At 63.0% G+C, this 26,734-nt stretch carries 24 protein-coding genes; 16 read left to right on the forward strand and 8 right to left on the reverse strand.

Annotated features, from left to right (window positions below; translation table 11 throughout):
* Positions 1-163: 163 nt before the first annotated feature.
* From LU682_RS27790 to LU682_RS27815, 6 genes are all read left to right on the forward strand, one after another.
* The gene (locus LU682_RS27790) at positions 164-1,519 is read left to right on the forward strand and encodes a M16 family metallopeptidase (protein WP_232885746.1); all 1,356 of its coding nucleotides are present in this window, start codon (positions 164-166) and stop codon (positions 1,517-1,519) included.
* Complete coding sequence (locus LU682_RS27795) at positions 1,512-3,002, forward strand: M16 family metallopeptidase (RefSeq protein ID WP_010955650.1); 1,491 nt, start codon at positions 1,512-1,514, stop codon at positions 3,000-3,002. The genes LU682_RS27790 and LU682_RS27795 overlap by 8 nt, the downstream gene beginning before the upstream one ends.
* Positions 3,002-3,604: a 16S rRNA (guanine(966)-N(2))-methyltransferase RsmD gene (gene rsmD, locus LU682_RS27800; protein ID WP_010955651.1), complete on the forward strand. Its 603-nt coding sequence runs from the start codon at positions 3,002-3,004 to the stop codon at positions 3,602-3,604. The genes LU682_RS27795 and rsmD overlap by 1 nt, the downstream gene beginning before the upstream one ends.
* Before the next feature lie 90 nt (positions 3,605-3,694).
* The gene (locus LU682_RS27805) at positions 3,695-4,996 is read left to right on the forward strand and encodes a M16 family metallopeptidase (RefSeq protein WP_010955652.1); all 1,302 of its coding nucleotides are present in this window, start codon (positions 3,695-3,697) and stop codon (positions 4,994-4,996) included.
* Positions 4,989-6,359, forward strand: coding sequence for a M16 family metallopeptidase (locus tag LU682_RS27810; RefSeq protein ID WP_010955653.1), 1,371 nt, complete (start codon positions 4,989-4,991; stop codon positions 6,357-6,359). The genes LU682_RS27805 and LU682_RS27810 overlap by 8 nt, the downstream gene beginning before the upstream one ends.
* A gap of 60 nt (positions 6,360-6,419) precedes the next feature.
* Positions 6,420-7,412 carry a hydrolase gene (locus LU682_RS27815; RefSeq protein WP_010955654.1) on the forward strand — a complete coding sequence of 331 codons (993 nt, stop codon included), beginning with the start codon at positions 6,420-6,422 and terminating at the stop codon, positions 7,410-7,412.
* Between the two features lie 102 nt (positions 7,413-7,514).
* Here the strand turns inward: LU682_RS27815 and LU682_RS27820 are convergent, their stop codons facing one another.
* Entirely contained in the window at positions 7,515-8,369 is an 855-nt protein-coding gene (locus LU682_RS27820) for a sulfurtransferase (RefSeq protein WP_010955655.1), read from the reverse strand.
* 35 nt (positions 8,370-8,404) lie between these two features.
* Positions 8,405-9,070, reverse strand: a complete 666-nt coding sequence (locus LU682_RS27825) for a TetR/AcrR family transcriptional regulator (RefSeq protein ID WP_010955656.1) — start codon at positions 9,068-9,070, stop codon at positions 8,405-8,407.
* A gap of 150 nt (positions 9,071-9,220) precedes the next feature.
* Between LU682_RS27825 and LU682_RS27830 the strand changes: the two genes are divergently transcribed.
* The 5 genes from LU682_RS27830 (at position 9,221) to LU682_RS27850 (ending at position 13,717) form a co-directional block, all read left to right on the forward strand.
* A complete protein-coding gene (locus tag LU682_RS27830; protein WP_010955657.1) occupies positions 9,221-10,651 on the forward strand; it encodes a coniferyl aldehyde dehydrogenase in 1,431 nt (476 codons plus the stop codon).
* A gap of 10 nt (positions 10,652-10,661) precedes the next feature.
* Positions 10,662-11,147, forward strand: a complete 486-nt coding sequence (locus LU682_RS27835) for a hypothetical protein (RefSeq protein ID WP_010955658.1) — start codon at positions 10,662-10,664, stop codon at positions 11,145-11,147.
* Between the two features lie 20 nt (positions 11,148-11,167).
* Complete coding sequence (locus LU682_RS27840) at positions 11,168-12,766, forward strand: GMC family oxidoreductase (protein WP_010955659.1); 1,599 nt, start codon at positions 11,168-11,170, stop codon at positions 12,764-12,766.
* A gap of 112 nt (positions 12,767-12,878) precedes the next feature.
* Positions 12,879-13,364, forward strand: coding sequence for a pantetheine-phosphate adenylyltransferase (coaD, locus tag LU682_RS27845; protein WP_010955660.1), 486 nt, complete (start codon positions 12,879-12,881; stop codon positions 13,362-13,364).
* Between the two features lie 101 nt (positions 13,365-13,465).
* On the forward strand, positions 13,466-13,717 hold the full coding sequence (locus LU682_RS27850; RefSeq protein ID WP_003249063.1) for a YfhL family 4Fe-4S dicluster ferredoxin: 252 nt from the start codon (positions 13,466-13,468) through the stop codon (positions 13,715-13,717).
* 90 nt (positions 13,718-13,807) lie between these two features.
* Here LU682_RS27850 and mutM read toward each other — a convergent pair whose 3' ends face one another.
* Positions 13,808-14,620 carry a bifunctional DNA-formamidopyrimidine glycosylase/DNA-(apurinic or apyrimidinic site) lyase gene (gene mutM / locus LU682_RS27855; protein ID WP_010955661.1) on the reverse strand — a complete coding sequence of 271 codons (813 nt, stop codon included), beginning with the start codon at positions 14,618-14,620 and terminating at the stop codon, positions 13,808-13,810.
* A 3-nt stretch (positions 14,621-14,623) separates the two neighbouring features.
* Complete coding sequence (locus tag LU682_RS27860) at positions 14,624-15,442, reverse strand: HDOD domain-containing protein (protein ID WP_172835041.1); 819 nt, start codon at positions 15,440-15,442, stop codon at positions 14,624-14,626.
* 175 nt (positions 15,443-15,617) lie between these two features.
* Here LU682_RS27860 and LU682_RS27865 point away from each other — a divergent pair, with 175 nt between their 5' ends.
* Together LU682_RS27865 and ilvD are read left to right on the forward strand one after the other, a co-directional pair.
* Positions 15,618-16,814 (forward strand): class I SAM-dependent rRNA methyltransferase, encoded by a 1,197-nt coding sequence (locus LU682_RS27865; protein ID WP_232914926.1) that lies wholly within the window; start codon positions 15,618-15,620, stop codon positions 16,812-16,814.
* Positions 16,815-17,084: 270 nt separating this feature from the next.
* Complete coding sequence (gene ilvD, locus LU682_RS27870) at positions 17,085-18,926, forward strand: dihydroxy-acid dehydratase (protein ID WP_010955664.1); 1,842 nt, start codon at positions 17,085-17,087, stop codon at positions 18,924-18,926.
* A 67-nt stretch (positions 18,927-18,993) separates the two neighbouring features.
* On the opposite strand, the gene darG is transcribed toward ilvD, so the two are convergent.
* From darG to LU682_RS27885, 3 genes are all read right to left on the reverse strand, one after another.
* Positions 18,994-20,082, reverse strand: coding sequence for a type II toxin-antitoxin system antitoxin DNA ADP-ribosyl glycohydrolase DarG (gene darG / locus LU682_RS27875; protein ID WP_010955665.1), 1,089 nt, complete (start codon positions 20,080-20,082; stop codon positions 18,994-18,996).
* Positions 20,082-20,372: a DarT ssDNA thymidine ADP-ribosyltransferase family protein gene (locus tag LU682_RS27880; protein ID WP_049588314.1), complete on the reverse strand. Its 291-nt coding sequence runs from the start codon at positions 20,370-20,372 to the stop codon at positions 20,082-20,084. Before LU682_RS27880 ends, darG begins: the two co-directional genes overlap by 1 nt.
* A 97-nt stretch (positions 20,373-20,469) precedes the next feature.
* Positions 20,470-21,525 (reverse strand): HAD family hydrolase, encoded by a 1,056-nt coding sequence (locus tag LU682_RS27885; RefSeq protein WP_010955666.1) that lies wholly within the window; start codon positions 21,523-21,525, stop codon positions 20,470-20,472.
* A 244-nt stretch (positions 21,526-21,769) separates the two neighbouring features.
* Between LU682_RS27885 and LU682_RS27890 the strand changes: the two genes are divergently transcribed.
* A complete protein-coding gene (locus tag LU682_RS27890) occupies positions 21,770-23,161 on the forward strand; it encodes an L-cystine transporter (protein WP_010955667.1) in 1,392 nt (463 codons plus the stop codon).
* Positions 23,162-23,292: 131 nt separating this feature from the next.
* On the opposite strand, the gene LU682_RS27895 is transcribed toward LU682_RS27890, so the two are convergent.
* Positions 23,293-23,808 carry a dihydrofolate reductase gene (locus LU682_RS27895; protein ID WP_010955668.1) on the reverse strand — a complete coding sequence of 172 codons (516 nt, stop codon included), beginning with the start codon at positions 23,806-23,808 and terminating at the stop codon, positions 23,293-23,295.
* A 54-nt stretch (positions 23,809-23,862) separates the two neighbouring features.
* On the opposite strand from LU682_RS27895, the gene LU682_RS27900 reads away from it, so the two are divergent.
* Positions 23,863-25,254: a DUF2868 domain-containing protein gene (locus tag LU682_RS27900; RefSeq protein WP_010955669.1), complete on the forward strand. Its 1,392-nt coding sequence runs from the start codon at positions 23,863-23,865 to the stop codon at positions 25,252-25,254.
* Positions 25,247-26,611: a GTPase/DUF3482 domain-containing protein gene (locus tag LU682_RS27905; protein WP_049588316.1), complete on the forward strand. Its 1,365-nt coding sequence runs from the start codon at positions 25,247-25,249 to the stop codon at positions 26,609-26,611. The genes LU682_RS27900 and LU682_RS27905 overlap by 8 nt, the downstream gene beginning before the upstream one ends.
* Positions 26,612-26,734: the final 123 nt, after the last annotated feature.

Below are 26,734 nucleotides of genomic sequence, written 5' to 3' on the forward strand. Positions count from 1 at the left end.
AGACTATCTTGAAGCCGGCTGGTTCATGCGCAACGTTTTGACTTAGTGTCCTGTGGGCCAGAACGGCGACAGGCATGGTCGCCAGGCAACCGGATCAGTATCCTAGCACCTCCTGGCCCGCCGACGCTAAACCCAGCGGGCCGCCGAACAGGTTAAACACCGTATGAATGCTCTAGCCCGCCGCGCCGCTGGCCTGTTGCTCGGCACGCTTTGCCTGCCGCTCGCGGCCTTCGCCGCCGATGTGCAACCCACCCACGAATTCATCCTCGACAATGGCCTGAAGGTCGTGGTCCGCGAAGACCATCGTGCCCCGGTGGTGGTCTCGCAGATCTGGTACAAGGTCGGCTCCAGCTACGAGACCCCGGGCCAGACCGGCTTGTCCCATGCGCTGGAACACATGATGTTCAAGGGCAGCGCCAAGGTCGGCCCCGGCGAGGCCTCGCGCATTCTGCGTGACCTCGGCGCCGATGAAAACGCCTTCACCAGCGACGATTACACCGCCTATTACCAAGTGCTGGCCCGCGACCGCCTGCCGGTAGCCCTGGAACTGGAGGCCGACCGCCTTGCCAGCCTGCGCCTGCCTGCCGACGAGTTCAGCCGCGAAATCGAGGTCATCAAGGAAGAACGCCGCCTGCGCACCGACGACCAGCCCAATGCCAAGGCATTCGAGCTGTTCCGCGCCATGGCCTATCCGGCCAGCGGCTACCACACGCCGACCATTGGCTGGATGGCCGACCTGGAGCGCATGAAGGTCGAGGAAATGCGCCACTGGTACGAGTCCTGGTACGCCCCCAACAACGCCACCCTGGTGGTGGTCGGTGATGTCACCGCCGACGAGGTCAAGGGCCTGGCGCAGAAGTATTTCGGCAATATTCCCAAGCGCGCCGTACCGCCAGCCAAGCTGCCTCTGGAGCTGGCTGAACCAGGTTGGCGCCAGTTGACCCTGCACGTACGCACCCAGCTGCCAAGCCTGATCTACGGCTTCAACGTGCCCGGTCTGCCCACCGCCAAGGACCCTCGGACGGTACATGCCCTGCGCCTGATCTCGGCACTGCTCGACGGCGGCTACAGCGCCCGCATGCCGGCCCGCCTGGAGCGTGGCCAGGAACTGGTGGCCGGCGCGTCGTCCAGCTACAACGCCTTCACCCGCGGCGACAGCCTGTTCCTGATCTCGGCGACGCCGAATGTGCAGAAGCAGAAAACCCTCGCCGACGTCGAGAAAGGCATCTGGCAGCTGCTTGAAGAACTCAAGAGCACGCCGCCCAGCGCCGAAGAGCTGGAACGCGTACGCGCCCAGGTCATCGCCGGCCTGGTCTACGACCGCGACTCCATCAGCAGCCAGGCCACCACCATCGGCCAGCTGGAAACCGTCGGCCTGTCCTGGAAGCTGATCGACAGCGAACTGGACGAGCTCAAGCGCGTCACCCCGCAGGACATCCAGAACGCCGCGCGCACCTACTTCACCCGCGAACGCCTGAGCGTTGCCCATGTACTGCCCGAGGAGTCCGCCCATGAGTGATCGCCGCGCACCACGCCCAACCCTGCTGGCCACGGGCATTCGTGCCCTGGCGCTGGCGGCAGTGCTGGCCGCTCCGGCCATGGCCGATAACGCTGCCAAGGCCGACAGCAGCGCGGCCCGCCCGGCCAACACCTTGCAGTCGCTGGCCGAACTGAATGGCAAGGCACCCAGCCGGCGTCAGTTGAACATCCAGCACTGGAACACCGCCGAGGGTGCCCGGGTGCTGTTCGTCGAGGCTCGCGAACTGCCCATGTTCGACCTGCGTGTCACCTTCGCCGCCGGCAGCAGCCAGGATGGCGGCACGCCAGGCCTGGCCGCTCTGACCAACGCCATGCTCAACGAGGGCGTGGCCGGCAAGGACGTCACCGCCATCGCCGAGGGCTTCGAAGGCCTGGGTGCAGACTTTGGCAACGGCTCCTACCGCGACATGGCCGTCGCATCGCTGCGCAGCCTCAGTGCCAAGGACAAGCGCGAACCGGCCCTCAAACTGTTTACAGAGGTGGCGGGCAAGCCGACATTCCCCGAGGATGCCCTCAAGCGCATCAAGAACCAGATGCTGGCTGGCTTCGAGTATGAGAAGCAAAACCCCGGCAAGATCGCCGGCAAGGCCCTTTTCGGCAAGCTCTATGGCGACCACCCCTACGCCCACCCAAGCGACGGCACCGCCGAGAGCATCACGGGCATCAGCCTTGCGCAGTTGCGCGCGTTCCACGCAAAGGCCTATACCGGCGGCAATGCGGTAATCGCCCTGGTCGGCGACCTCAGCCGTGCAGAGGCCGAAGCCATCGCCGCACAGGTGTCTGCCGGCCTGCCCAAGGGCCCTGCGCTGGCCGCACCGGCCCAACCCGCAGACGCCAAGGCCGGCCTGACCCACATCGACTTCCCGTCCAAGCAGACCCACCTGATGCTGGCCGAACTGGGGATCGACCGCCAGGACCCGGACTGGCCAGCCCTGTCCATGGGCAACCAGATCCTTGGCGGTGGCGCCTTCGGTACCCGGCTGATGAGCGAGGTGAGAGAGAAGCGCGGCCTGACCTACGGCGTGTACTCGGTATTCAGCCCGATGCAGGTACGCGGCCCGTTCATGATCAACCTGCAAACCCGTGCCGAGCTCAGCGAAGGTACGCTCAAGCTGGTGCAAGGCATTCTCGCCGACTACCTGAAGACGGGCCCGACCCAACAGGAACTGGACGATGCCAAGCGCGAGCTGGCCGGCAGCTTTCCGCTGTCCAACGCCAGTAATGCCAGCATCGTCGGCCAACTGGGCGCAATCGGCTTCTACAACTTGCCGCTGACCTGGCTTGAGGACTTCATGCAACAGTCCCAGGCCCTTACCGTCGAACAGGTCAAGGCAGCCATGAACAAACACCTGTCAGCCGATAAACTGGTGATCGTCACCGTTGGCCCGAAAGTGCCACAAAAACCGCTGCCAGCACCCACTGACAAGCCCTCCGAGCAACCGCTCGGGGTACCGGAGCACTAATGCCAAGATCCACCCCTCCCGCCCGCCCGCAAGCGGGCCAAAGCAAGGGCCAGGGCCACCTGCGCATCATCGCCGGCGAATGGCGCAGCCGCCGCCTGGCGGTGCCGGAAGGCGAAGGCCTGCGGCCAACGCCTGACCGCGTGCGGGAAACCGTATTCAACTGGCTGGCCCCCTACATCGAGGGCGCCCGCGTGCTGGACGCCTTCACCGGTAGTGGTGCCCTGGTGCTCGAAGCCCTGTCCCGTGGGGCCGAGGACGCCGTGGCGCTGGACAGCAACCCTGCGGCCATCGCCAACCTGAAGAACAACCTCGAAATCCTGCGCTGCCCTCGCGGGCAAATCCTGCAAACCGACGCCCTGCGCTACCTGCAAGGCCCGGCCAAGCAGCAGTTCGATGTCGTGTTCCTCGACCCGCCGTTCCATCAGGACCTGCTGGCCAACACCTGCAACATGCTGGAGCAGAATCAGTGGCTGGGCGAGCAGGCATGGGTCTACACCGAAAGCGAAGCGGCACCCTCGACCTTGCAGCTGCCGGGCAACTGGCGCCTGCACCGCGAGAAGAAGACCGGCCAGGTGCACTACGCACTCTGGCAGCGGGGCTGATTACCCGCGGCTTGGGTGTACTTAGTTACCGCACCCCACCTGCGCCATGGTTGAAGCTGCACCTTCATTTCCTGAAGGAGCAGTTCAACCATGGCCGAACACCCCTCCCCGCCGCTAATGGCAGCCTCGAAAGGTTCTTTTACCCTCGCCAACGGCCTGCACGTCTGCCTGCGTGAAGACCACCGTGCGCCACTGGTCAGCGTGCAGCTGTGGTACCACGTAGGCTCCAGCTACGAACCTGAAGGCCACACCGGCCTGTCCCATGCCTTGGAGCATCTACTGTTCGAGGGCAGCAGCAAACTGGCGCCTGGCCAGTACTCAACCCTCATGACCCGCTTGGGCGGCGACCCGAATGCATTCACCTATGCGGATGCCACGGTATTTCCGCTCACCTTGCCAACCCGCCACCTGGAAATTGCCCTGGAGGCCATGGCTGATGTCATGGCCAGTGCCACCCTCGGCGATACGCCCTTTGCTCGGGAACTGGCAGTGGTCATGGCTGAGCGACGCGAGGCAGTGGACAACAACCCTTGGGCATTGGCGCTGGAGCATCACGACTTGCTGGCTTACGGCAATAGTGGCCATGGCACGCCTGTCATTGGCCACATGTCAGATCTGGAGAGCCTCACTCCAGCCGCAGCGCGTACCTGGTACAAGACCTGGTACCACCCCAACAATGCCACCCTCGCCGTGGCCGGCGACATCAGCCTGCTACAACTACAAACCTTGGTGACGCGCCACTTTGCGGCGATCCCCGCCCATCGCTTGCCGATGCGGCCCTTACCCACAGGGCCCTCCTCCCAGGGCCGGCGTTTTCAGACGCTGCGCCTGCCAGGCTTGCACAACGGCGTGATCATAAGCTTCAAACTACCCAGCCAGCGTACCGCGCAGTCTGCCAGGCAGGCCTACGCGCTGCGTCTGCTTCCCGATCTGCTTGCCAACGGCTACAGCAGCATCCTCCAGCGCAGGCTGCTGCTGGAAGAACCAATCCTGCAATACATCAAAGCGACCTATGAACCCTGGCAGCGCGGTGACAGCTTGCTGACCCTTTACGCGTTCTGCAGCCCAAACGTAACCCCGCAGACCGCCGCCGAACGACTGGTGCAGGAGATCGAAGCGTTTCGCCAGTCGGCGCCAGCCAAGGAACACCTGCAACGTGCCAAGGCTCGTCTGCTGGCCAGGCTGCTGTTCGAACGGGACGACATTGCCGAGCAGGCCCAAACCATGGGTAAACAGGCCGCCTGTGGCTTGCCGGTTATTTCGCTCGAGGAAGAACAACAGGCCATCGAGACCGTGACAGCCGAGCAGGTAGGCCTGGCTGCCTATGAATTCCTCACCCATTCCCGTGCAGCCTTCACGTTCACGCACCACAAGGAAAGCGCTCATGACTGACTCAACGACCCTGCAACAGCCTGCCGGAGCCAACAACCTCTACGGCGGGCTGCTCTCTGCCCAGGGACTTGACCTGGACCAGTTCGAAACCATCCATACACAGGTTCAAGCGTGGAAGACGACTGCGGGCACGGACGTCAAATTCGTTGAAGCACGGGAACTGCCAATCGTTGACGTGATACTACGGTTCAAGGCCGGCACCACGCAGGACACTCTGTACCCTGGCCTGGCAGCCTTGACGCTCTCCATGCTCGATGAGGGTAGCCAAGCCTACACGGCTGCCCAGCAGGCTGAGCACCTGGAGCGCCTGGGGGCGGTCATGGAAAAACAAGTACGTCTGGAACATGCGACGCTGCGCCTTCGCAGCCTTAGCCCCCCTTCTCTGCTCGACCCGGCCTTGGCGGTGTTCACCGACCTCGTGGCCCACCCTGTCTTCCATCCAATGGCCCTGACCAGGATCAAGCGCCAGTTGCTGCAAAACCATGCATCGCGCGAGCGGCTACCCATCCTCAGAGCACGTAGCGAAGTCTTCCGCCACCTGTTCAACGGGCATCCTTACGGCAACCCTCTGGGCAGCACCGCTCAAGGTATCGAGGCCATTACCCCTGAGGACTTGCGGGCATTCCACCAACGCGCCTACAGCGCCAGCAACCTTGAGATGGTCGTGGTAGGCGACCTTTCGCCTGGACAAGCCCAAGCCATCTCACAACAGATCAGCCAGGCCCTGCCGCAAGGCTGGTCGGCCACTGAACTACCGGCGGCCCCATCAGCTCCCAGCGCGACGATAGCCGTCGAGCAGGCTGGCGCCAGCAGTGCGATCCTGCTGGCACTGCCAATGAACGTACCCGCCAACGATCCGGAGTTTCTGGCCCTGGCCTTGGCAAGCGCTGTTCTGGGAGAGGGCCTCGAGTCGCGCTTGATGGTGGAGTTGCGCCAACGACGCGGCCTGACCTACGGCGTGCACACGCATGTATTGCCATTGAGTGCAGGCGGCCTGTTCACCGTGGAATGGGAGGTTGCGCCCCAGCATGTGCAGGGCACGCAGGCACTGGTAGAAACCCTGCTGCAGGCGTTCATCGACGAAGGGCCCACCCAGCTGGAGCTGCAACTGGCACGCAAACAGCTGGAAGGGCAGTTGCTGCGAGGGATCGCGCAGAACAGGCAACTCGCAACACTGCTGACGGAAGTAACCCATCAGCGGCAACCTGCCGATCATCTCGACACGTACAGCGCCCGTATTGCCGAACTTACCCCGGCAGATGTCCGAGCCGTCATGCAGCGCCGGCTGGCCCTGAGCCACAAGGTACTTGTCAGTGTCGGACCAGGCGTTCAGCAACAGCCGCTGCCAGCCCCCGACCAATAGCGCAGGTACTGTGGCGCTGTTTCATGGCAAGCTAGCAGGGCACATCATGAGCCACCCAGCATGCCCAGCCACAACGCCACATTCCGTCCGGCCATCGGCCTGTCCAATCCCCACCTGCAGACCCTGTGGGGGCCGCTCTGGCGCAAGCTGCCTGAGCTGCAGCGTGACCGAGAGCGGCTGTGGCTGGCCGACGGCGACTTCATCGACCTGGACTGGCATGGCCCGCACCAACCCCATGCGCCACTGGTCATCGTGCTGCATGGGCTGACCGGCTCGTCTCACTCGCCCTACGTGAAAGGCTTGCAGCAAGCGCTGCAAGATCGCGGCTGGGCCAGTGTGGCCGTGAACTGGCGGGGTTGTTCAGGCGAGCCCAACCTGTTGCCGCGCAGCTACCATTCCGGCGCCAGCGAAGACCTGGCGGAAATTGTCAGCCATCTTCGCGCCCAGCGCCCGCTGGCGCCGCTGTATGCAGTGGGTTATTCGCTGGGTGGCAATGTACTGTTGAAATACCTGGGAGAGAGCGGCGTCGCCAGCCAACTGGAGGCAGCGGCTGCAGTTTCGGTGCCCTTTCGCCTGGACCACTGTGCCGACCGTATCGGCCAAGGGTTCTCCAAGGTGTATCAGGCGCATTTCATGCGCGAGATGCTGGCGTATGTTCAGCTCAAGCAGCGGCACTTCCACGCCCGGGGCCAGCATGAACAGCTGGCGACACTGGAACGCCTGGGCCAACTCACCAATTTGCGCACATTCTGGGACTTCGACGGTAAAGTCACTGCACCGCTCAATGGCTTTCGCGATGCGCACGACTACTATCGCCGCTCATCCAGCCACTTCTTCCTTGGCCAGAACCGCACACCTACGCTGATCATCCATTCCAGCGATGACCCGTTCGTGTCCAGCCACAGCCTGCCGACGGCCCGTGAACTATCACCACAAACCCGCTTCGAACTGCATGACCGCGGTGGGCATGTGGGATTTGTCGATGGTAGCCTGCGAAATCCGGGGTACTACTTGGAACGACGGATTCCGCAGTGGCTGGTGGACGGTAGCTAGCCCGCGAATTGGTAAAGGCTGCGCGCCCCCTGTGGGAGCGGGCATGCCCGCGAACACCGGCATTGCCGGTGCCACCCACCGCGGGGGTTCAACCCGGTCTGCTTACTCGCCGGTGGCCACCGCATGCTGCGGGTTGTTGATCCACTCACTCCACGACCCCGCATACAGCTTGCCCAGCGGGTACCCCGCCAGCGCCAGCGCAAACAGGTTATGGCAAGCGGTTACCCCAGACCCACAATAAGACACCAACTGCTCCGGCGCCCGTCCAGCCAGCTTTTCGGCAAAACGCTGCTTTAGCTCATCCGCCGGCAGAAAACGCCCGTCATCCCCCAGGTTGTCGGTAAACGCCGCACACTGGGCACCGGGAATATGCCCCGCCACCGGGTCGATCGGTTCCACTTCACCACGAAAACGCGGCAAGGCACGCGCATCGATCAAGGTCAGATCTGCACTACCAAGGCGCTTGCCCAGATGGTCGGCATCGATCAGCAGCTTCGCGTCAGGTTCACCACTGAAAGTGCCCTCACGTTTGGGTGGAGGGTCCAGGCTCAACGGCAGGCTCGCTGCGTGCCAGGCCTTCAGGCCACCGTCGAGAATCGCCACACCACTGCGCTTGCCCAGCCAGACCAGTAGCCACCAGGCGCGGGCGGCAAAGGCGCCGGGGCCGTCGTCGTACAGCACCACCTCGCTGTCGTTGTTCAGGCCCCACTCTCGCAGGCGCTCGACCAGCCGCTGCGGATCGGGCAATGGGTGGCGCCCGGTGCGCCCCTTGCTCACCGGACCGCTGAGATCCCGGTCCAGGTCGGCAAAATGCGCCCCCTCAATATGCCCCAGGGCATAGCTGCGCTGGCCATAGTCCACATCCTCGAGGGCAAAGCGGCAGTCGAGGATCACCAACTTGGGCGAGCCCAGACGCTCGGCCAACTGCTGCGGGGTGATCAATTGCGCAAGGGGCATGACAATCTCCTGATCGATGGCACAAGAGCCCTGGGCTAGAGCTCCAGGGCCTGGTTGAACGGTACATGGAATTCCTGACACAGCGCTTCTACGGCAGTACGGGCATTGTCGGTGACGAAACCGAGCTCCAGCACCAGCACCTGATAGACGCCGCGCTTGAAGGCTTCTTCACCCAAGTGCGCAGAATGTTCACGCGTGGTGCTGAGAAAACGTACCCATGATGTCAGCACGATCCAGGCGTTGATGGTCAGTGACTCGATCTGCGCCGGCACCATGGCCAGGATGCCAGCCTCGACGAAGCCGCGGTAGATCGCCTGGCCCTGGCGCAGGCAGCGCTCGGAAAAACGCCGGTAACGGGCGGCCAGTTCGGCATCGCTGTCCAGCAGATGCTCCAGGTCACGGTGCAGGAAGCGGTAGTTCCACATCGCCGCCAGCAAGGCCTTGAGGTAGAAGCGCTTGTCTTCCACGGTTGCCGCGCGGCCCTGCGGCGGGCGCAGAAAACTGTCCACCAGCGCTTCGTACTGGCTGAACAAGAGGGCAATGATCGCCTGCTTGTTGGGGAAGTGGTAATACAGGTTGCCGGGCGAGATTTCCATGTGCGCGGCAATGTGGTTGGTACTGACGCTGCGTTCGCCCTGCTGGTTGAACAGCTCCAGGCTGTTCTGCACGATGCGCTCTCGGGTCTTCATGCGCGGGGCCATGCTCGCTCCCAGTCTGCGGGCCTTCATCAAAGGTTTATCTTACGGCGTATTACAGATGGAATGCACCGTTGAACGGCATGTAAAAATTCGCACCATGGTCCAAATTAGAGTATAGGCTCTAGGCAACCCCGGCCCGGACTCGACATCACCATGAACTCGCCCAGTGCCTTGCCCCCTGTGCAATTCGACCTCGACCTCGCGACGACGTTCGCGGCCCAGCGCCTGGCCTTTGCCGGTAACCCGCTGCCACCAGCGGCGCAGCGGCGCCAGTGGCTGAAGAGCCTGCGTGAAGCCTTGCTGAGCAGCCAGGCAGAACTGATCGAAGCCATCAGCCAGGATTTTGCCGGGCGCAGCGCCGACGAGACCTTGCTGGCCGAACTGCTACCGTCGGTGCAAGGCCTGCGCCACGCCGAAAAGCACTTGCAACGCTGGATGCGCAGCCGCCGACGCCGCGTCGGCCTGGCGTTCCAGCCGGCCAGCGCACAGGTGCGCTATCAACCCTTGGGCGTGGTCGGCGTCATCGTGCCGTGGAACTACCCGTTGTTCCTCGCCATCGGCCCGTTGACCTGCGCCCTGGCCGCCGGCAACCGGGTCATGCTCAAGCTTAGCGAGGCCACGCCCGCGACGGGCCTGGCCCTGCAGCAACTGCTCGAGCGTGTGTTCCCCACAGACCTGGTCAGCGTTGTGCTCGGTGAGGTCGAGGTGGGCCAGGCCTTCGCCCGCCTGCCCTTCGACCACCTGCTGTTCACTGGTGCAACCAGCGTGGGCCGCCAGGTGATGCAGGCTGCCGCGCACAACCTGACCCCGGTCACCCTGGAGCTGGGTGGCAAATCCCCCGCTATTGTTTCTGACGATGTGCCGCTGGACAGCGCCGCCGAGCGCATCGCCTTCGGCAAGACCCTCAACGCCGGCCAAACCTGCGTCGCCCCCGACTACGTACTGGTGCCGCGCGAACGGCTGCCCGCCTTCAGCGACGCCTACCAGCGCGCCGTGCACCGCCTGTACCCGCGTATTGCCGACAACCCCGACTACACCGCCATCATCAACCCGCGCCAGTTGCAGCGCTTGCAGCACCTGCTGGACGATGCTCGCGCCAAAGGCGCGCAAGTACTCGACTTGTACCCAGGCGAAGCCCCTCAGGGCCGGCGCCTGCCACCACACCTGCTGCTGGACGTGAACGACAGCATGCAGGTGATGCAGGACGAAATCTTCGGCCCGCTATTGCCGTTAGTGCCTTATGACGGCATCGATCAGGCCTTGGCCTACATCAACCAGCGCCCACACCCATTGGCGCTGTACTTCTTTGGCTATGACCGCCGCACCCAGGAGCATGTGCTGCGTCACACCCACTCCGGCGGTGTGTGCCTGAACGATACCTTGCTGCATGTTGCCCAGGACGATCTGCCCTTCGGCGGCATCGGCCCTTCAGGCATGGGCCACTACCATGGTCATGACGGCTTCCTCACCTTCAGCAAGGCCAAGGCGGTACTTGCCAAACAACGCTTCAACGCCGCACGGCTGATCTACCCGCCTTATGGCAAAGCCTTGCAGCGCCTGGTCTACAAACTGTTCATCCGCTGAGGATCGCACCATGCACCGCCGCGACCTGCTGCGTTTCAGCCTCGGCGCCAGTGCTTTTCTGGCGGGTGCCAGCCTGGTGGGGTGCAGCGTGCAAACCGCCGCGACCGGCTATCAGGTACTTCGTGACGACGACCTGCCCCTGCTGCGTGCGCTGATCCCGGTGGTCCTGGCCGGTACACAGGCCACCGATGCGCCGGTGTTGCGCAGCCTCGACAACAAGCTGGCGTCGTTGTCGCCGGAAATGCTCAAGCTCACCCGGCAATTGTTCGACGTGCTCAGCCTGCCGCTGACTCGCGGCCCGCTGACCGGCGTCTGGGGCAGCTGGGGCCAAGCTGGCGCCACGCAGGTCACGGCGTTCCTGCAACGCTGGCAGGACAGCTCGCTGAACCTGCTACGCATGGGGCACGCCTCGTTGCTGCAACTGCTGCAAATGGCCTGGTACGAACGCCCCGAATCCTGGGCAGACTGCGGTTACCCGGGCCCACCGAAAATCTGAAAACAACAAGAGCATCGCCAATGCCTGTCCCCGACCCGTTTCGCCAAGGCCTCGAACGCGGCTGGATCACCCACGACGCCTCGCGCCTGGAGCACGACCTGTTTCTGGAGGCCGACATTGCCGTGATCGGCAGTGGTGCCGGCGGCGCCACCAGTGCGCAGATGCTCAGCGCTGCCGGTTTCAAGGTACTGCTGATCGAAGAAGGCCCACTGAAGACCAGCAGCGATTTCCACCTGCTGGAGAGCGAAGCCTACGCCAGCCTGTACCAGGAAGGGCTGGGGCGCATGAGCAAGGATGGCGCCATTACCATCCTGCAGGGCCGCGCCGTGGGCGGCACCACGCTGGTGAACTGGACCTCAAGCTTTCGTACCCCGCCGCAAACCCTGGCGCACTGGGCCTCGGTCCATGGCGTGAACGGTTTGGGCGAGGATGAACTGCGCCCCTGGTTCGAGCGCATGGAGCAGGAACTGGGCATCAGCCCTTGGGCCTTGCCGCCGAATGCCAACAACGATGTGCTGCGCCGGGGCTGCGAACAGCTGGGTTACCGCTGGGGGGTGATCCCGCGCAATGTGCGCGGCTGCTGGAACCTGGGCTACTGCGGCATGGGCTGCCCGGTGAATGCCAAACAATCGATGCTGGTGACCCGTATACCTGCCACCCTCGAGCAAGGCGGCGAACTGCTGTATCTGGCGCGGGCCGAGCGCTTCGCTCACAACGGCGAACGCATTCAGAGCCTGACATGCCAGGCCCTGGACGCCCAGGGCATACACCCTACCGGCAGGCAGGTCAGCGTGCAGGCACGCCATTACCTCCTGGCCGGTGGCGGTATCAACAGCCCGGCCCTGCTGCTGCGCTCTGCCGCGCCCGACCCGCATGGTCGCCTGGGCAAGCGAACCTTCCTGCACCTGGTCAACTTCAGTGCGGCACGCTTCAGCGAGCGTATCGACCCTTACTATGGCGCCCCGCAGTCGATTTACAGCGATCACTTTCAGTGGCAAGACGGCGCAGACGGTCCGGTTGGCTACAAGCTGGAAGTGCCGCCACTGCACCCGGCCCTGGCCAGCACCCTGCTGGGCGGGCAAGGCCACGAGAATGCCCAGCGCATGGCCGAGCTGCCCCATACCCATGTGATGCTGGCGCTGCTACGCGATGGTTTTCACCCCGAAAGCCAGGGCGGGTCCGTGGAGCTGCGCGGCGATGGTTCACCTGTGCTCGATTACCCGGTCACCGACTACCTGCGGGACGGCTTGCGGCGCGCCTACCGCAGCATGGCACACGTCCAGTTTGCCGCTGGCGCCACCCATGTAACCCCGGTGCATAGCGACGCCAGCGCCGCCTCTAGCCTGGAACAGGCCCTGACCATGATCGACAAACTGCGCCTGGAGCCCTTCCGCACGCGCTTGGGCAGCGCCCATGTGATGGGCGGCTGCGCCCTCGGCGAAGACCCGCGCCACGCGGTGTGCGACAGCCTGGGCCGCCATCACCAGCTGGAAAACCTGTCGATTCACGACGGTTCACTGTTCCCCACCAGCATCGGCGCCAACCCGCAATTGTCGGTGTATGCCATCAGCGCCAGGCTCAGCGAAGCACTGGTCAGCCGCCTGGCACACAGCGCATGACAACGAACATGGCCCCTGTCTATAGTGCCATCAGTCGGCCGCATGACTTGGCCGGGGCGCCGTCGCTGCGCTACCATCCGACTCCCCAACGCACTCCAGCCAGGATGACGCGATGAACCGAGTGTTGTACCCGGGTACTTTCGACCCCATTACCAAAGGCCATGGCGATCTGGTCGAGCGCGCTTCGCGGCTATTCGACCACGTGATCATCGCGGTGGCGGCCAGCCCCAAGAAAAACCCTTTGTTCCCCCTGGAACAACGGGTTGAGCTCGCCCGTGAGGTCACCAAGCACCTGCCCAATGTCGAAGTCATCGGCTTCTCTTCCCTGTTGGCGCATTTCGCCAAGGAACAGGGCGCCAACGTCTTCCTGCGTGGCCTGCGTGCGGTGTCCGACTTCGAGTACGAGTTCCAGCTGGCGAACATGAACCGGCAACTGGCCCCTGATGTCGAGAGCCTGTTCCTGACGCCGTCGGAGCGTTATTCGTTCATTTCCTCGACCCTGGTCCGGGAGATTGCAGCGCTGGGCGGTGATATCAGCAAGTTCGTCCACCCGGTGGTGGCCGACGCACTGACTGAACGCTTCAAGAAGCAAGCCTGACGCCTGATTGTCGCGCCCGCGTGCACTGCGGGCGCGAATGCGGCACAATTGTGCCCATTGCGTTGAACATGCCCGGGCTGTGAGCCCCGGCCGGAGTCCCCATGTCCCTGATCATCACCGACGATTGCATCAATTGCGACGTCTGCGAACCCGAGTGCCCGAACGAGGCTATCTCCCAAGGCGAAGAGATCTACGTGATCGACCCTAACCTGTGCACCCAGTGCGTAGGCCATTACGATGAGCCGCAGTGCCAGCAGGTCTGCCCGGTCGACTGCATCCCGCTGGATGAAGCGCATCCGGAAACCGAAGAACAGCTGATGGCCAAGTATCGCCGGATCACTGGCAAGGGCTGATCATTGCCCTTCCCTGCACGGTCCCTGTGAGAGCGGGCATGCCTGCTCCCACAGTTTAGGTTTCGCTTCAACAGGTTCGCAGCGAACGTTTCATCGTTGGCAGCGCGGGCAGTACACGCTCGCCCTCTGCCCCAGCTTCACTTCGCGCAACTCAGTGCCGCATACCTTGCACGGCTGCCCGCCACGCCCGTACACAAACAGTTCCTGCTGGAAGTACCCCGGCTGCCCGTCGCCACCGATAAAGTCGCGCAGGGTGGTACCGCCCTGCTCGATGGCCGCCGCCAGCACCCGTTTGATCTCGATCGCCAGTTTCAGGTAGCGCGCCCGGGAAATCCCGCCCGCCTCTCGGCGTGGGTCGATACCGGCGGCAAACAACGCCTCGGTGGCGTAGATGTTGCCCACCCCTACCACCACCGCGTTGTCCATGATGAACGGCTTGACCGCCATCGACCGCCCGCGGGACAGCTGGAACAGCCGTTCACCATCGAACAGGTCGGTCAGCGGCTCAGGCCCCAGGCGCAGCAGTAACTCATGGTTCAGAGGGTCCAGGCTCCACAGCATGGCACCAAAGCGGCGAGGGTCGGTGTAACGCAGCATCAGCCCGGACTCCAGCTCGATGTCGACATGCTCATGCTTGGCCGCCGGCAAGCCCAGCTCGACCAGCCGCAGGTTGCCCGACATGCCCAAGTGGCTGATCAGCGTACCCACTTCGGCATTGATCAACAGGTACTTGGCGCGTCGCTCCACGCTGACGATGCGCTGCCCTGACAGACGCACATCGAGGTCTTCCGGAATCGGCCAGCGCAGCCGCCGGTCGCGAACCACCACACGGCTGACCCGCTGGCCTTCCAGGTGTGGCGCAATACCGCGTCGGGTGGTTTCTACTTCTGGCAATTCCGGCATGTGTCAGTGTCCGCCCAACTCGCGAATGTTCTGCTTGAGGTTTTCGAAATCGTATTCCGACAATCCAATGTAATCGAGCACCAAGGGGCCCACCACATTCCATTCGTGGTCCACCGCCTGGTTGCCCAGCACCCGGTAGGACGCGCAGATATGCTCAGCCATCTTCAGCACCGCCAGCAGGTTTTTCAGCTGGCTCTGGGTATTGCGCGAGGTATCGTCGCGGAACACGGCCAAGGCATTGTGGTGGTTGGCGATGGCCGCACTGAGGTGCTCGGGCAAGCGCCAGGATTTGGCTGTGAAGTAGCCGACCACTGAATGGTTGGTGTTGAACGTGCGGTTTTCGGTATCGACCACGCGTGTTTCTTCGTCGGCTTTGGCGTATGCCTCTTCCAGCACGTCCATGTAATCGGGGAAACGCTTGAGCATCAACGGCACGCCACAGTCATGGAAGAGGCCAAGGGTATAGGCCTCGTCCGCCGCCTGTATGCCGGTACGCTTGGCCAGCGTCAGGCAGGTCATCGCGACGTCCTGGGCGGTATCCCAGAAGCGGTTGAGGGTAACGATGGTCTCGTCACTCATCTCGCCCTTGATCGACTGGGCGTTGATCAGGTTGATGATCGAACGGCTACCTAGCAGGTTCACCGCACGCTGGATCGAACCGATCTTGTTCGACAAGCCGAAGTGCGGAGAGTTGACCAGCTTGAGCAAGGCGCCGGAGAGGCCCGGGTCCTGGGAAATCAGCTTGGCGATGGTTTCCAGGTCCGGGTCAGGCATGTACTGCTCGAACTGCAGATCGACCATGATCTGCGGTTGAGGCGGGATGGTGATGCCTTGCAAGGCTTGCTGGATCTGTTCGGCGCTGAGTTCTTGGGACATACGTGCACACTCGTTTAGGACGCGGCATTTTAACCCTCTAAGCGCCCCCGGTTACCACACCTCTAAAGGCGAAAGCACAGCAGACACGCTATAATCCCGCTCTTTTTCCCGGAGCGACGTCATGTCCCTGCCCAGCCTTCGCCTCAAAGCCAATGCCGACCGCCGCCTGCGCGCCGGCCACCTGTGGGTCTACAGCAACGAAGTCGATGTCAGCGCGACCCCTTTGCAAGGCTTCCAGGCGGGCCAGCAGGCCATTCTCGAGGCAGCCAACGGCAAGCCGCTGGGCATCGTCGCGCTGAGTCCGAACAACCTGATCTGCGCCCGCCTGCTGTCACGCGACATCAAGCTGCCGCTGGACAAGTCGCTGCTGGTACACCGCCTGAACGTCGCCCTGTCGCTGCGCGAGCGCCTGTTCGAGCAGCCGTGCTACCGCCTGGTCTACGGTGACTCCGACCTGCTCCCAGGCCTGGTGGTCGACCGTTTCTTCGATATCCTCGTGGTGCAGTTGGCCTCGGCCACCATGGAAGCGCACAAGGATGACGTGATCGCCGCACTGGTGCAGGTGCTCAAGCCCAGCGGCATCCTGTTCAAGAACGATTCGGCCGCGCGCGACGCCGAAGGCCTGCAGCGCTATGTCGAGACCGTCTACGGCGAAGTGCCGGACTGGGTGCCGCTGGAAGAGAACGGCGTCAAGTTCGAAGCTCCGGTGCGCGAAGGCCAGAAGGCGGGCTGGTTCTACGACCACCGCATGAACCGCGCCCGCCTGGCACCGTACGTGAAGGGCAAGCGTGTACTCGACCTGTTCAGCTACATCGGCGGCTGGGGCGTGCAGGCCGGTGCCTTCGGCGCCAGCGAAGTGTTCTGCGTCGATGCCTCGGGCTTTGCCCTGGACGGCGTGGAGCGTAACGCTGCACTGAACGGCATCAGCGAGAAGCTGACCTGCATCGAAGGCGACGTGTTCGAAGCCCTGCGAGAGCTCAAGGCGGCCGAAGAACGCTTCGACGTGATCATTGCCGACCCACCTGCCTTCATCAAGCGCAAGAAGGACCTGAAAAACGGCGAAGCGGCCTACCGCCGCCTGAACGAACAGGCCATGCGCATGTTGAACAAAGACGGCATCCTCGTCAGCGCCTCGTGCTCGATGCACCTGCCCGAGGACGACCTGAACAACATCCTGCTGACCAGTGCCCGCCACCTGGACCGCAACATGCAGCTGCTCGAGCGAGGCGGTCAGGGCCCGGATCACCCGGTACACCCGGCCATCGCCGAAACCCGCTACATCAAAAGCATCACCTGCCGGTTACTGCCAAACAGCTGATATCTGCCAAAAAGGGCCGCCCAGCGGCCCTTTCCTGCCGCAATCCCCCCGCCAACCATCCACATCTGCATTCCCTCACCGCGCCAGCGGTGTAGAATCGGCCTATTCATCGCCAGTCATCCCCGGCGGGTTTATGAGCTCTGGTCAAGCACGCGGCGATCCCGCGCGGTCTTGGCCCCATCCGTGCCAGTGGCAACCGGCCTGCGGCGCAAAGGACAAGAGAAGCTCACTCCCCTATTTGTGACCTGATTAAGCCGCCAGGAGTGTTTCATGCCTGATTATCGTTCCAAGACTTCCACCCAAGGCCGCAACATGGCCGGCGCCCGTGCCCTGTGGCGCGCCACCGGGATGAAGGACGAAGACTTCAAGAAACCGATCATCGCCATCGCCAACTCGTTCACCCAGTTCGTACCGGGCCATGTGCACCTGAAGGACCTGGGCCAGCTGGTGGCTCGCGAAATCGAACGCGCCGGTGGCGTGGCCAAGGAATTCAACACCATCGCGGTCGATGACGGCATCGCCATGGGCCACGACGGCATGCTGTACTCGCTGCCAAGCCGCGAAATCATTGCCGACGCCGTGGAATACATGGTCAATGCGCACTGCGCCGACGCCATCGTCTGTATCTCCAACTGCGACAAGATCACCCCCGGCATGCTGATGGCCGCCCTGCGCCTGAACATCCCGGTGATCTTCGTTTCCGGCGGCCCGATGGAAGCCGGCAAGACCAAGCTGGCCAGCCACGGCCTGGACCTGGTCGATGCCATGGTCATCGCGGCCGACTCCACGGCCTCCGACGAGAAAGTCGCCGAATACGAGCGCAGCGCCTGCCCGACCTGTGGTTCGTGCTCCGGCATGTTCACCGCCAACTCGATGAACTGCCTGACCGAAGCCCTGGGCCTGGCCCTGCCGGGCAACGGTTCGACCCTGGCCACCCACTCCGACCGCGAGCAGCTGTTCCTCACGGCCGGCCGTACCATCGTCGAGCTGTGCAAGCGCTACTACGGCGAGAATGACGAGTCGGTCCTGCCACGCAGCATCGCCAACTTCAAAGCGTTCGAAAACGCCATGATGCTGGACATCGCCATGGGCGGCTCGACCAACACCATCCTGCACCTGCTGGCAGCAGCACAGGAAGGCGAAGTGGCGTTCGACCTGCGCGACATCGACCGCCTGTCACGCAAAGTGCCGCAGCTGTGCAAAGTGGCGCCGAACATCCAGAAGTACCACATGGAAGACGTCCACCGCGCCGGCGGCATCTTCAGCATCCTCGGTTCGCTGGCCCGTGGCGGCCTGCTGCACACCGACCTGCCGACCGTGCACAGCCGCAGCATGGAAGAAGCCATCGCCAAATGGGACATCACCCAGACCGATGACGAAGCCGTGCACACCTTCTTCAAGGCTGGCCCTGCCGGTATCCCGACCCAGACCGCATTCAGCCAGTCGACCCGTTGGGAAACCCTCGACGACGACCGTGAAAACGGCTGTATCCGCAGCTTTGAACACGCCTACTCGCAAGAGGGCGGCCTGGCCGTGCTGTACGGCAACATCGCACTGGATGGCTGCGTGGTCAAAACCGCCGGTGTCGACGAATCGATCCACGTGTTCGAGGGCACCGCGAAGATCTTCGAAAGCCAGGACAGCGCCGTGCGCGGCATCCTCGCCGACGAGGTGAAAGCCGGCGACATCGTCATCATCCGCTACGAAGGCCCGAAAGGCGGCCCGGGCATGCAAGAAATGCTCTACCCGACCTCGTACCTCAAGTCCAAAGGCCTGGGCAAGGCCTGCGCCCTGCTCACCGACGGTCGCTTCTCGGGCGGTACCTCGGGCCTGTCGATCGGCCACGCCTCGCCAGAGGCCGCGGCGGGCGGCGCCATCGGCCTGGTGCGCGACGGCGACAAGGTACTGATCGACATCCCTAACCGCTCGATCAACCTGCTGGTCAGCGATGAAGAGCTGGCGCAACGCCGTGTCGAGCAGGACAAGAAGGGCTGGAAGCCAGCCGAGGTCCGTCCACGCAAGGTAACCACCGCGCTCAAGGCCTATGCCCTGCTGGCCACCAGTGCCGACAAGGGTGCGGTGCGTAACAAGGCAATGCTGGAAGGCCTCTGAGGTGCTTTTAGCGTGAAATAAGAACCGGCGCCCTGGGCGCCGGTTTTTTTTGATTGTTCATTGACGGTCAGTGAAGCGAGGTGGCTGGGTCGGATCGAAACATTGACAGCTTTTGGAGAGCGATTCCAAGTGCCTCGTCATCGAACAGTTTGCTTTTTCGAGCAGCGGCACCTACCCCTCCTGACCAACTTTTCAGGTGTTCGCGAACTGCAGGGACTGTCGGCTCAACACCATCTTCATGCAATAACCAATCAACGGTGGCCAGCAGCTCCATACCAAACGGAGACTCGAAACCATCAATCAACTCGGCAGTGAACTCCAACGCCGGCAAATAGGCCTTGGCTTCACTGTTCAGATACGCCTGTAAAAATGACTTGCGCCCCTCATCAAACCAGATAACGTCCAGAGGGCCTGCATCGCTGATCCGCTTTCGGCAGTGTAAATAGCTGCCATCCAGGTTATCTAGCAGGTGCTCAAGCCGGTTGGCGTAAGGACCATACTTATGAGCGACAAACTTCAATTCCAATGGGTTGATGCCTGGCGTGAACCGCTCGATTGATCGCTCCAGTAACCAGGCAAGCTTCTGGACTTCGAGCAAGCTGCACTCCATCCCCAGCACCCAATAGCGGCGCACAAGCTCTGCAATCAAGGCTCGAGCCGGGGTCAAAACCTCAACACCACTGCGCTTGGAAACGTTTTGATAATTTGCCGTAGGCTCGAAAACGAAAACATCCGCGTCCAGATCACCCAGCACCCTCTGAATCTGTTCTCGTACCGCAGCCCAAGACAACCCTCCATTACCAGCACCAAGTGGAGGGATAGCAATCGAAGCCACCTGGTTATTGATAATGAAGTTGCGCAAATCATGAAGGCCCTCGACGATCCAGCCGATTTGCGAAGGTGAGCGCCAATGCCGCTTGGTTGGAAAATTCACAATCCAGCGTGGACCGTCCAGCTCACGCACTTCAGTAACAAACATCTTCCCGGTAACTACCTCTTTCGCTTTGCAGGCAGCAGCATACTGGCGATAGTTCTCGACAAAACGCTCCTTGAACATCAGCGCGATGCCTTTCCCCATCACCCCTACGGTGTTAACTGTGTTAACCAGCGCTTCGGCCTTGGCCTCCAGCAGGTTACCTTGCATAAAGTGGATCATTAGAAGTACCACCCAGGACGAGCATACACAGGGAGATTCAATCGACGTTGCTGAACCTCCTTGTCGACACGCCCCTTCAAAGCTTCGTTGTAGCAGACAATTCCCAGAAGGGCAGCAACTGGGACATGTTCCAGCCCCTCATCCCGCCGGCCTTCGATAATTTCAGGATCAGCGATATCGGTAAAACCGGCCTGCAAATGGGCTCTGGGAAGCAAGCCCCTTCGCATGATGGAAGGGACATTTTCAATGCTTGTCAGGTGGTAGATGAACTGCTGATCTCGAATAGCCACTGGCAACCTCCGGCAGAAATGACATCCATGTGCCATCAACCATAGTCATTGGATCCACACCTGCCAGGGCGCAGCCGGCTCAAATCAAACCTAACCCCTATTGAATCTGCTCCGGCGTGACGATCACCCAGTTCTTGTCTGCCGTCACCGGCAACCCTTCCTTGGCCTGCGCCGCCGCATTCTTGGCAATCATCCCGTTGAGCTGGTCCATGTACTTGGCCTTGCGGTTTATCCACAGGTGGATACCGCCTTTGCCCACATCCACCCCGTGGAACTGCATGTAGCCATCGCTGGTCGGCGTGTCGCCGCCCACCAGCACCGGTTTCTTCCACTCATCGATGTAGGTAAGGATCGCCGCCTGCTTGCCCGCCATCCAGGTGGCCGGGGTCCACAGGTAAGGGGTCAGCTCCAGGCCCTCGTTAGCCTTGGCATCGTAGTGCCCGGCGCTGATCTGCTTGCGCGCAGTGGTCAGCTGGCCGCTGGCGCGGTCCTTGAGCAGCAGGCTCACGCCAATCACGTTCTGGGGTTTCACGTTGTATCCATACTTGGGGTCCGAGGCGACCATGCGTACCAGCTCTTCGGAGGCCGCCGAAACCACATAGACCTCGATGCCATTCTCCATCAGCTTGTTGTACAGCTCGGCCTGGCCCTTGAAGACCTTGGGCGGCTGAACCTCGATGGCCTTGACCTGGTCGCCTTCGTAATAGGTGCTGGGGATCGGCTTGGTCGAAGCCATCAGCTCATCCACCTGCGCCTTCAGCTCCTGCAAGGTAAAGCCCGAGAACACCTGGGCTACCCACGGGTAGCAGACCATGTCATCGATTTCACACAGCCGGTAGTAGTAACTGAACAGGCTTTCCTTGTGCTCGGCAGTGTCCTTGAACGGCATCAACTTCAACGAAGGGTCGAGCTTGTCGCGGCTTAGCAGCCCCTTGTTTTCCATGAACGGAAGCAAGGCTTCTTCCAGGTCATAGCGGTAACTGGTGTTGTCCATGTCAAACACCGCGTAGTTACCCTTGTTGGCATTGGCGGCGATCATGCTGTCGAGCTGTTTGGCCGCGTCGGCGGGCCAGTGTTTGAGCTCCGTGGCGAAGGTTTCGATACTGAACAGCAGGGACAGGCCGATGGCGGCGGCTTTCACAGCGACTTTCATGTACGAATCTCCTGAAATGACCCAGAAACGCTAGTGCAACAATCCCCACTGCAAGCCCCCGATAACGACCTCCAGGCAGCTGCAAACGCCTTGTTCATTGCAATCTGCGACATCCCGTTATTCCATAAACGACTATGGAAATTCCATTTGGGTATAAATTCGTTTGTTTTCAGGCTGTTAGCATTTCCGTTCGCAATCGCTCACAGAGGCGATGCCACTTCTGCTTTTTTCTGCTGGAGCTTCAATGAACCTGCCGCTGTCACTCAACCTGCTGGCGTTCCTGGCCCTGTTGCTGGGTCTGGCACAAACCCGCCGCACCGACTGGAGCCTGGCCAAGAAGGTACTGCTTGGCCTGGTGCTGGGCGTGGTCTTCGGCCTTGTGCTGCATACGATCTATGGCGCAGGCCACCCCGTGCTCAAGGCAACCATCGCCTGGCTCGATCTGGTCGGCAACGGCTATGTCGGCCTGTTACAAATGATCGTCATGCCGCTGATCTTCGCCTCGATCCTCAGTGCCGTGGCACGTTTGCACAATGCCTCTTCGCTGGGCCGCATCAGCGTGCTGAGCATCGGCACCCTGCTGCTGACCACTGCCATTGCTGCCCTGATCGGCATTGTGTTGACCAACCTGTTCGGCCTCAGCGCCGAGGGCCTGGTGGCCGGCGCCCAGGAAAGCGCACGCATGCAGGTTATCCACAGTGACTACGCGGGCAAGGTCGCCGACCTCAACATCCCGCAACTGCTGCTGTCGTTCATCCCCAGCAACCCGATAGGCGACCTGGCGCGGGCCAAGCCGACCTCGATCATCAGCGTGGTGATCTTTGCCGTGTTCCTCGGCCTGGCCGCGCTCCACTTGATCAAGGACGACGCCGAGAAGGGCGAGCGCGCCCTGTCGGCCATCGACACCCTGCAGGCCTGGGTAATGCGCCTGGTGCGGGTCGTGATGAAGCTGACCCCCTATGGCGTGCTGGCGTTGATGACCAAAGTAGTGGCCAGTTCCAACACGGAGGACATCCTCAAGCTGGGCAGCTTCGTGGTGGTGTCGTACCTGGGCCTGGGGTTGATGTTCGTGGTGCACGGCATCATCCTCGCCGCCACCGGCGTGAGCCCGCTGCGCTTCTTCCGCAAGGTGTGGCCGGTGCTGACCTTCGCCTTCACCAGCCGCTCCAGCGCCGCCAGCATTCCGCTGAACATCGAGGCACAAACCCGCCGTCTGGGCGTGCCGCAATCGATCGCCAGCTTCAGCGCATCGTTCGGCACCACCATTGGCCAGAACGGCTGCGCCGGGCTCTATCCGGCCATGCTGGCGGTGATGGTCGCGCCAGCAGTAGGCATCGACACCTTCGACCCGCTGTGGATCGCCACCCTGGTGGCCATCGTCACGCTGAGCTCTGCAGGGGTTGCCGGCGTGGGCGGCGGTGCCACCTTTGCCGCGCTGATCGTGCTGCCAGCCATGGGCTTGCCGGTGGAACTGGTGGCGTTGCTGATTTCGGTGGAGCCGCTGATCGACATGGGCCGTACGGCGTTGAACGTGAACGGTTCGATGACGGCGGGCGTTGTCACCAGCCAGCTGTTGAAAGAGACTGACAAGGAAGTGCTGGCCGGTGATGAACATGCCGAGCTGAGCCACACCTGACAGATCGCCGGGGCGCATTGCGCCCCTTTCGCGACAAGGCCGCTCGTGTCTTGCTCAAAACCTGAACACCCTGCGCCCCCCCGTAGGAGCGGGTTCACCCGCGAAGGGCTGCAAAGCAGACCCCAACAATCTCAACCCTTATCCCAAACCTCGAAGTGATACGCCGGCTTACCTTCCTCAGCCTGTGCCTCGCTAGAAGTCAGCCTCCACTGCCCTTCATCAAACGCCGGGAACCACGCATCCCCCTCTGGCGCCAACTCAACCCGCGTCAGGTACATGCGGCTGACCAGCCCCTTCTCCAGCGCCTGCCCGTACAGCTGCGCGCCCCCAATCAGCATCAGCTCACCGACGCCCTGCTCGCGCGCCCACTGCTCGGCCCGCACCAACGCCTCTTCAAGCGAGGCGAACACTTCGGCACCTGCAAGTTCAAGCCCCGGCTGGCGGCTGACCACGATGTTCAGCCGCCCAGGCAGCGGCCGCCCCAGCGAGTCCCAGGTCTTGCGCCCCATGATGATCGGCTTGCCCAGGGTGGTGGCCTTGAAGTACTTGAAGTCCCCCGGCAAATGCCAGGGCATGGAGTTGTCGATGCCGATCACGCGGTTCTCGGCATAAGCCGCGATCAGGCTGAGGGGGAGTGATGTATTCATGCCAGCGAGGATAGCACCGGGCGTGTGGGTTATGCTTCTGCCTTGACCTGTGCAATGGAAGACCTTGTGACTGCACCCACGCCACTGGACAAGCGCTGGCTCACCGAAGCGGTACGCCTGCGCGAAGAACATGCCGGCCCGCTGGAAGACCAGGAAGCCAACCGCCACGCCCGCCAGCTAGGTGGCGACCTGGCCACGCGCATCGAAACACGTGCGCTGTTCCTGGCCGAGCGCGATGACATGACCGGCGCCCTGCGCCATTGGAAGCAGGGCGCGCGTCTGGCGCTGCTGGCCCTGCTGCTGATGGCCGTGCTCAGCGGCACGGGCCTGGGGCTGGCCGCCCTCGGTGACGGGCAGCGCCCGGTGAATGTGTTCTGGGCGCTGGGCAGCCTGCTCGGGCTGAACCTGCTGATGCTACTTGGCTGGGGCATGGGTTTTGCCCTGAGCGGCGAGCATGGCGCAGGGCTGGGCCGCTTGTGGCTGTGGCTAAGCGAACGCTTTGCCCGCGATGCCAAGGCCGCGCACCTGGCGCCAGCGCTGCTGGTGCTGCTGCAACGTCAACGCCTCAACCGGTGGCTGCTCGGCCTGTTGGTACACGGCCTGTGGCTGCTGGCGATGCTCACCGCGCTGGGCATGCTACTGGTCTTGCTGGCGACCCGGCGCTATGGCTTTGTCTGGGAAACCACCTTGCTCGCCGCCGACCCGTTCATTCACCTGACCCAAGCACTGGGCGCCCTCCCGTCGTTGCTGGGCTTCGCCGTGCCCGACGAAGCCATGATCCGCGCCAGCGGCGACAGCCTGCCAGCCCTGGACGTGGCCCGCCAGGCCTGGGCCAGCTGGCTGCTCGGCGTGGTGCTGGTATACGGCCTGCTGCCCCGCCTGCTGCTGGCCGGGTTATGCCTGTGGCGCTGGCGCCAGGGCCGTGAACGCCTGACGCTGGACCTGGGCCTGCCCGGCTACGCGCAACTGCGCGAGGCACTGATGCCGCGCAGCGAGCGCATCGGCGTGCAGGATGCTGCCCCGCAAGCCTTGCCACAGTTTGCCGCCGGGCAGCTGGAAAGCGGCAGCAGCGGTGCCCTGCTGGTGGGCCTGGAGCTGGACGACCAGCGCCCTTGGCCACCGGCCCTGCCCAAAAGCGTGACCGATGCCGGCGTGCTCGACAGCCGCGAATCACGCAACCGGCTGTTGGAGCAGCTCAGCCGCTTCCCACCGGCACGCCTGGCCATCGCCTGCGACCCACGCCGCTCGCCCGACCGCGGCAGCTTGGCGCTGCTCGCCGAACTGGCGCGCAATGCCGGCGCAACCCGTATCTGGCTGCTGCAGGCTGCACCGGGCCAGCCCCTCGATGCCGAGCGCCTGGGCGATTGGCACGAAGCCCTTGACCGCCTTGGCCTGCAACATGCCGACACCTCACCGCTGACCTGGCTGGAGCATGGCCATGACTGAGCCACTGAAACTGGCCGTGGTCGGCCATACCAATGTTGGCAAAACCTCGCTACTGCGCACCCTGACCCGCGACGTCGGTTTTGGCGAAGTGTCCCACCGCCCCAGCACTACTCGCCATGTGGAAGGTGCACGGCTGTCGGTGGACGGTGAACCTTTGCTGGAGCTGTACGACACGCCCGGCCTGGAAGATGCCATCGCCCTGCTCGACTACCTTGAACGCCTGGAGCGCCCAGGCGAGCGCCTGGACGGCCCTGCCCGGCTGGAGCGTTTTCTGCAGGGCAGCGAAGCGCGCCAACGCTTCGAGCAGGAGGCCAAGGTATTGCGCCAACTGCTGGCCAGTCATGCCGGCCTGTATGTGATCGATGCGCGCGAGCCGGTGCTGGCCAAGTACCGCGACGAACTGGAAGTGCTGGCCAACTGCGGCAAGCCGTTGCTGCCGGTGCTCAACTTCGTCGCCAGCAGCCAGCACCGCGAGCCTGAATGGCGTGAAGCCCTTGCCCGGCTTGGGCTTCACGCATTGGTACGGTTCGACAGCGTGGCCCCGCCAGAGGATGGTGAGCGCCGTTTGTACGAAAGCCTGGCGCTGCTGCTGGAAAACGCCCGCCCGGCGCTGCAACGGCTGATCGACGACCAGCAGGCACAGCGTTTGGCACGCCGGCACAGCGGCAAGCGCCTGATCGCCGAACTGCTGCTCGATTGCGCTGCATGCCGGCGCAGTGTCGAGGCCGAACCAGCGGCAGAAGCTCGGGCCATCGAAGCGCTGCGCCAGGACATACGCCAACGAGAACAACGCTGCGTCGAAGCCTTGCTCAAGCTGTATGCCTTCCGCCGCGAGGACGCCCATGCCAGCGACCTGCCGTTGCTGGACGGCCGCTGGGGCGATGACTTGTTCAATCCGGAAACGTTGAAACTGCTGGGCGTGCGCCTGGGCAGCGGCGTGGCGGCGGGGGCGGCAGCGGGGGCCGGGGTCGACTTGCTGGTTGGTGGCCTTACCCTCGGCGCGGCGGCGCTGGCCGGGGCGATTGCCGGCGGTGCGCTGCAGACGGCGCGCAACTATGGTTCGCGGTTGATGGGCAAGCTCAAGGGCAAGCGCGAGCTGACCGTGGACGACACGGTATTGCGTCTGCTGGCCTTGCGTCAGCAGCAGTTGATGGTGGCGCTGGATAACCGCGGGCATGCGGCGCAAGACAGCATTCGCCTGGGTGAGCTGGATGAAAAGGCCTGGCGTGAGGGCAAGTTGCCGGAGGCGTTGGTCAAAGCGCGGGCGCACCCGCAGTGGTCCACCCTGAATCCCGGGGCCAAGCTGAATCAGGCTGAGCGGCAGGAGCAGTTGGAGGCGCTGGTTTCACAGATTTGAGCCAGCAGGGTTGGCCTCTTCGCGGGTAAACCCGCTCCTACGGGCGGCCTTTGTACAACCACCGATGTGCGTCCACCACCAATCCGGCGTAGGAGCGGGTTTACCCGCGAAGAGGCCGACCCT

The organism is Pseudomonas alloputida (assembly GCF_021283545.2).
GTDB classification, from domain to species: domain Bacteria; phylum Pseudomonadota; class Gammaproteobacteria; order Pseudomonadales; family Pseudomonadaceae; genus Aquipseudomonas; species Aquipseudomonas alloputida.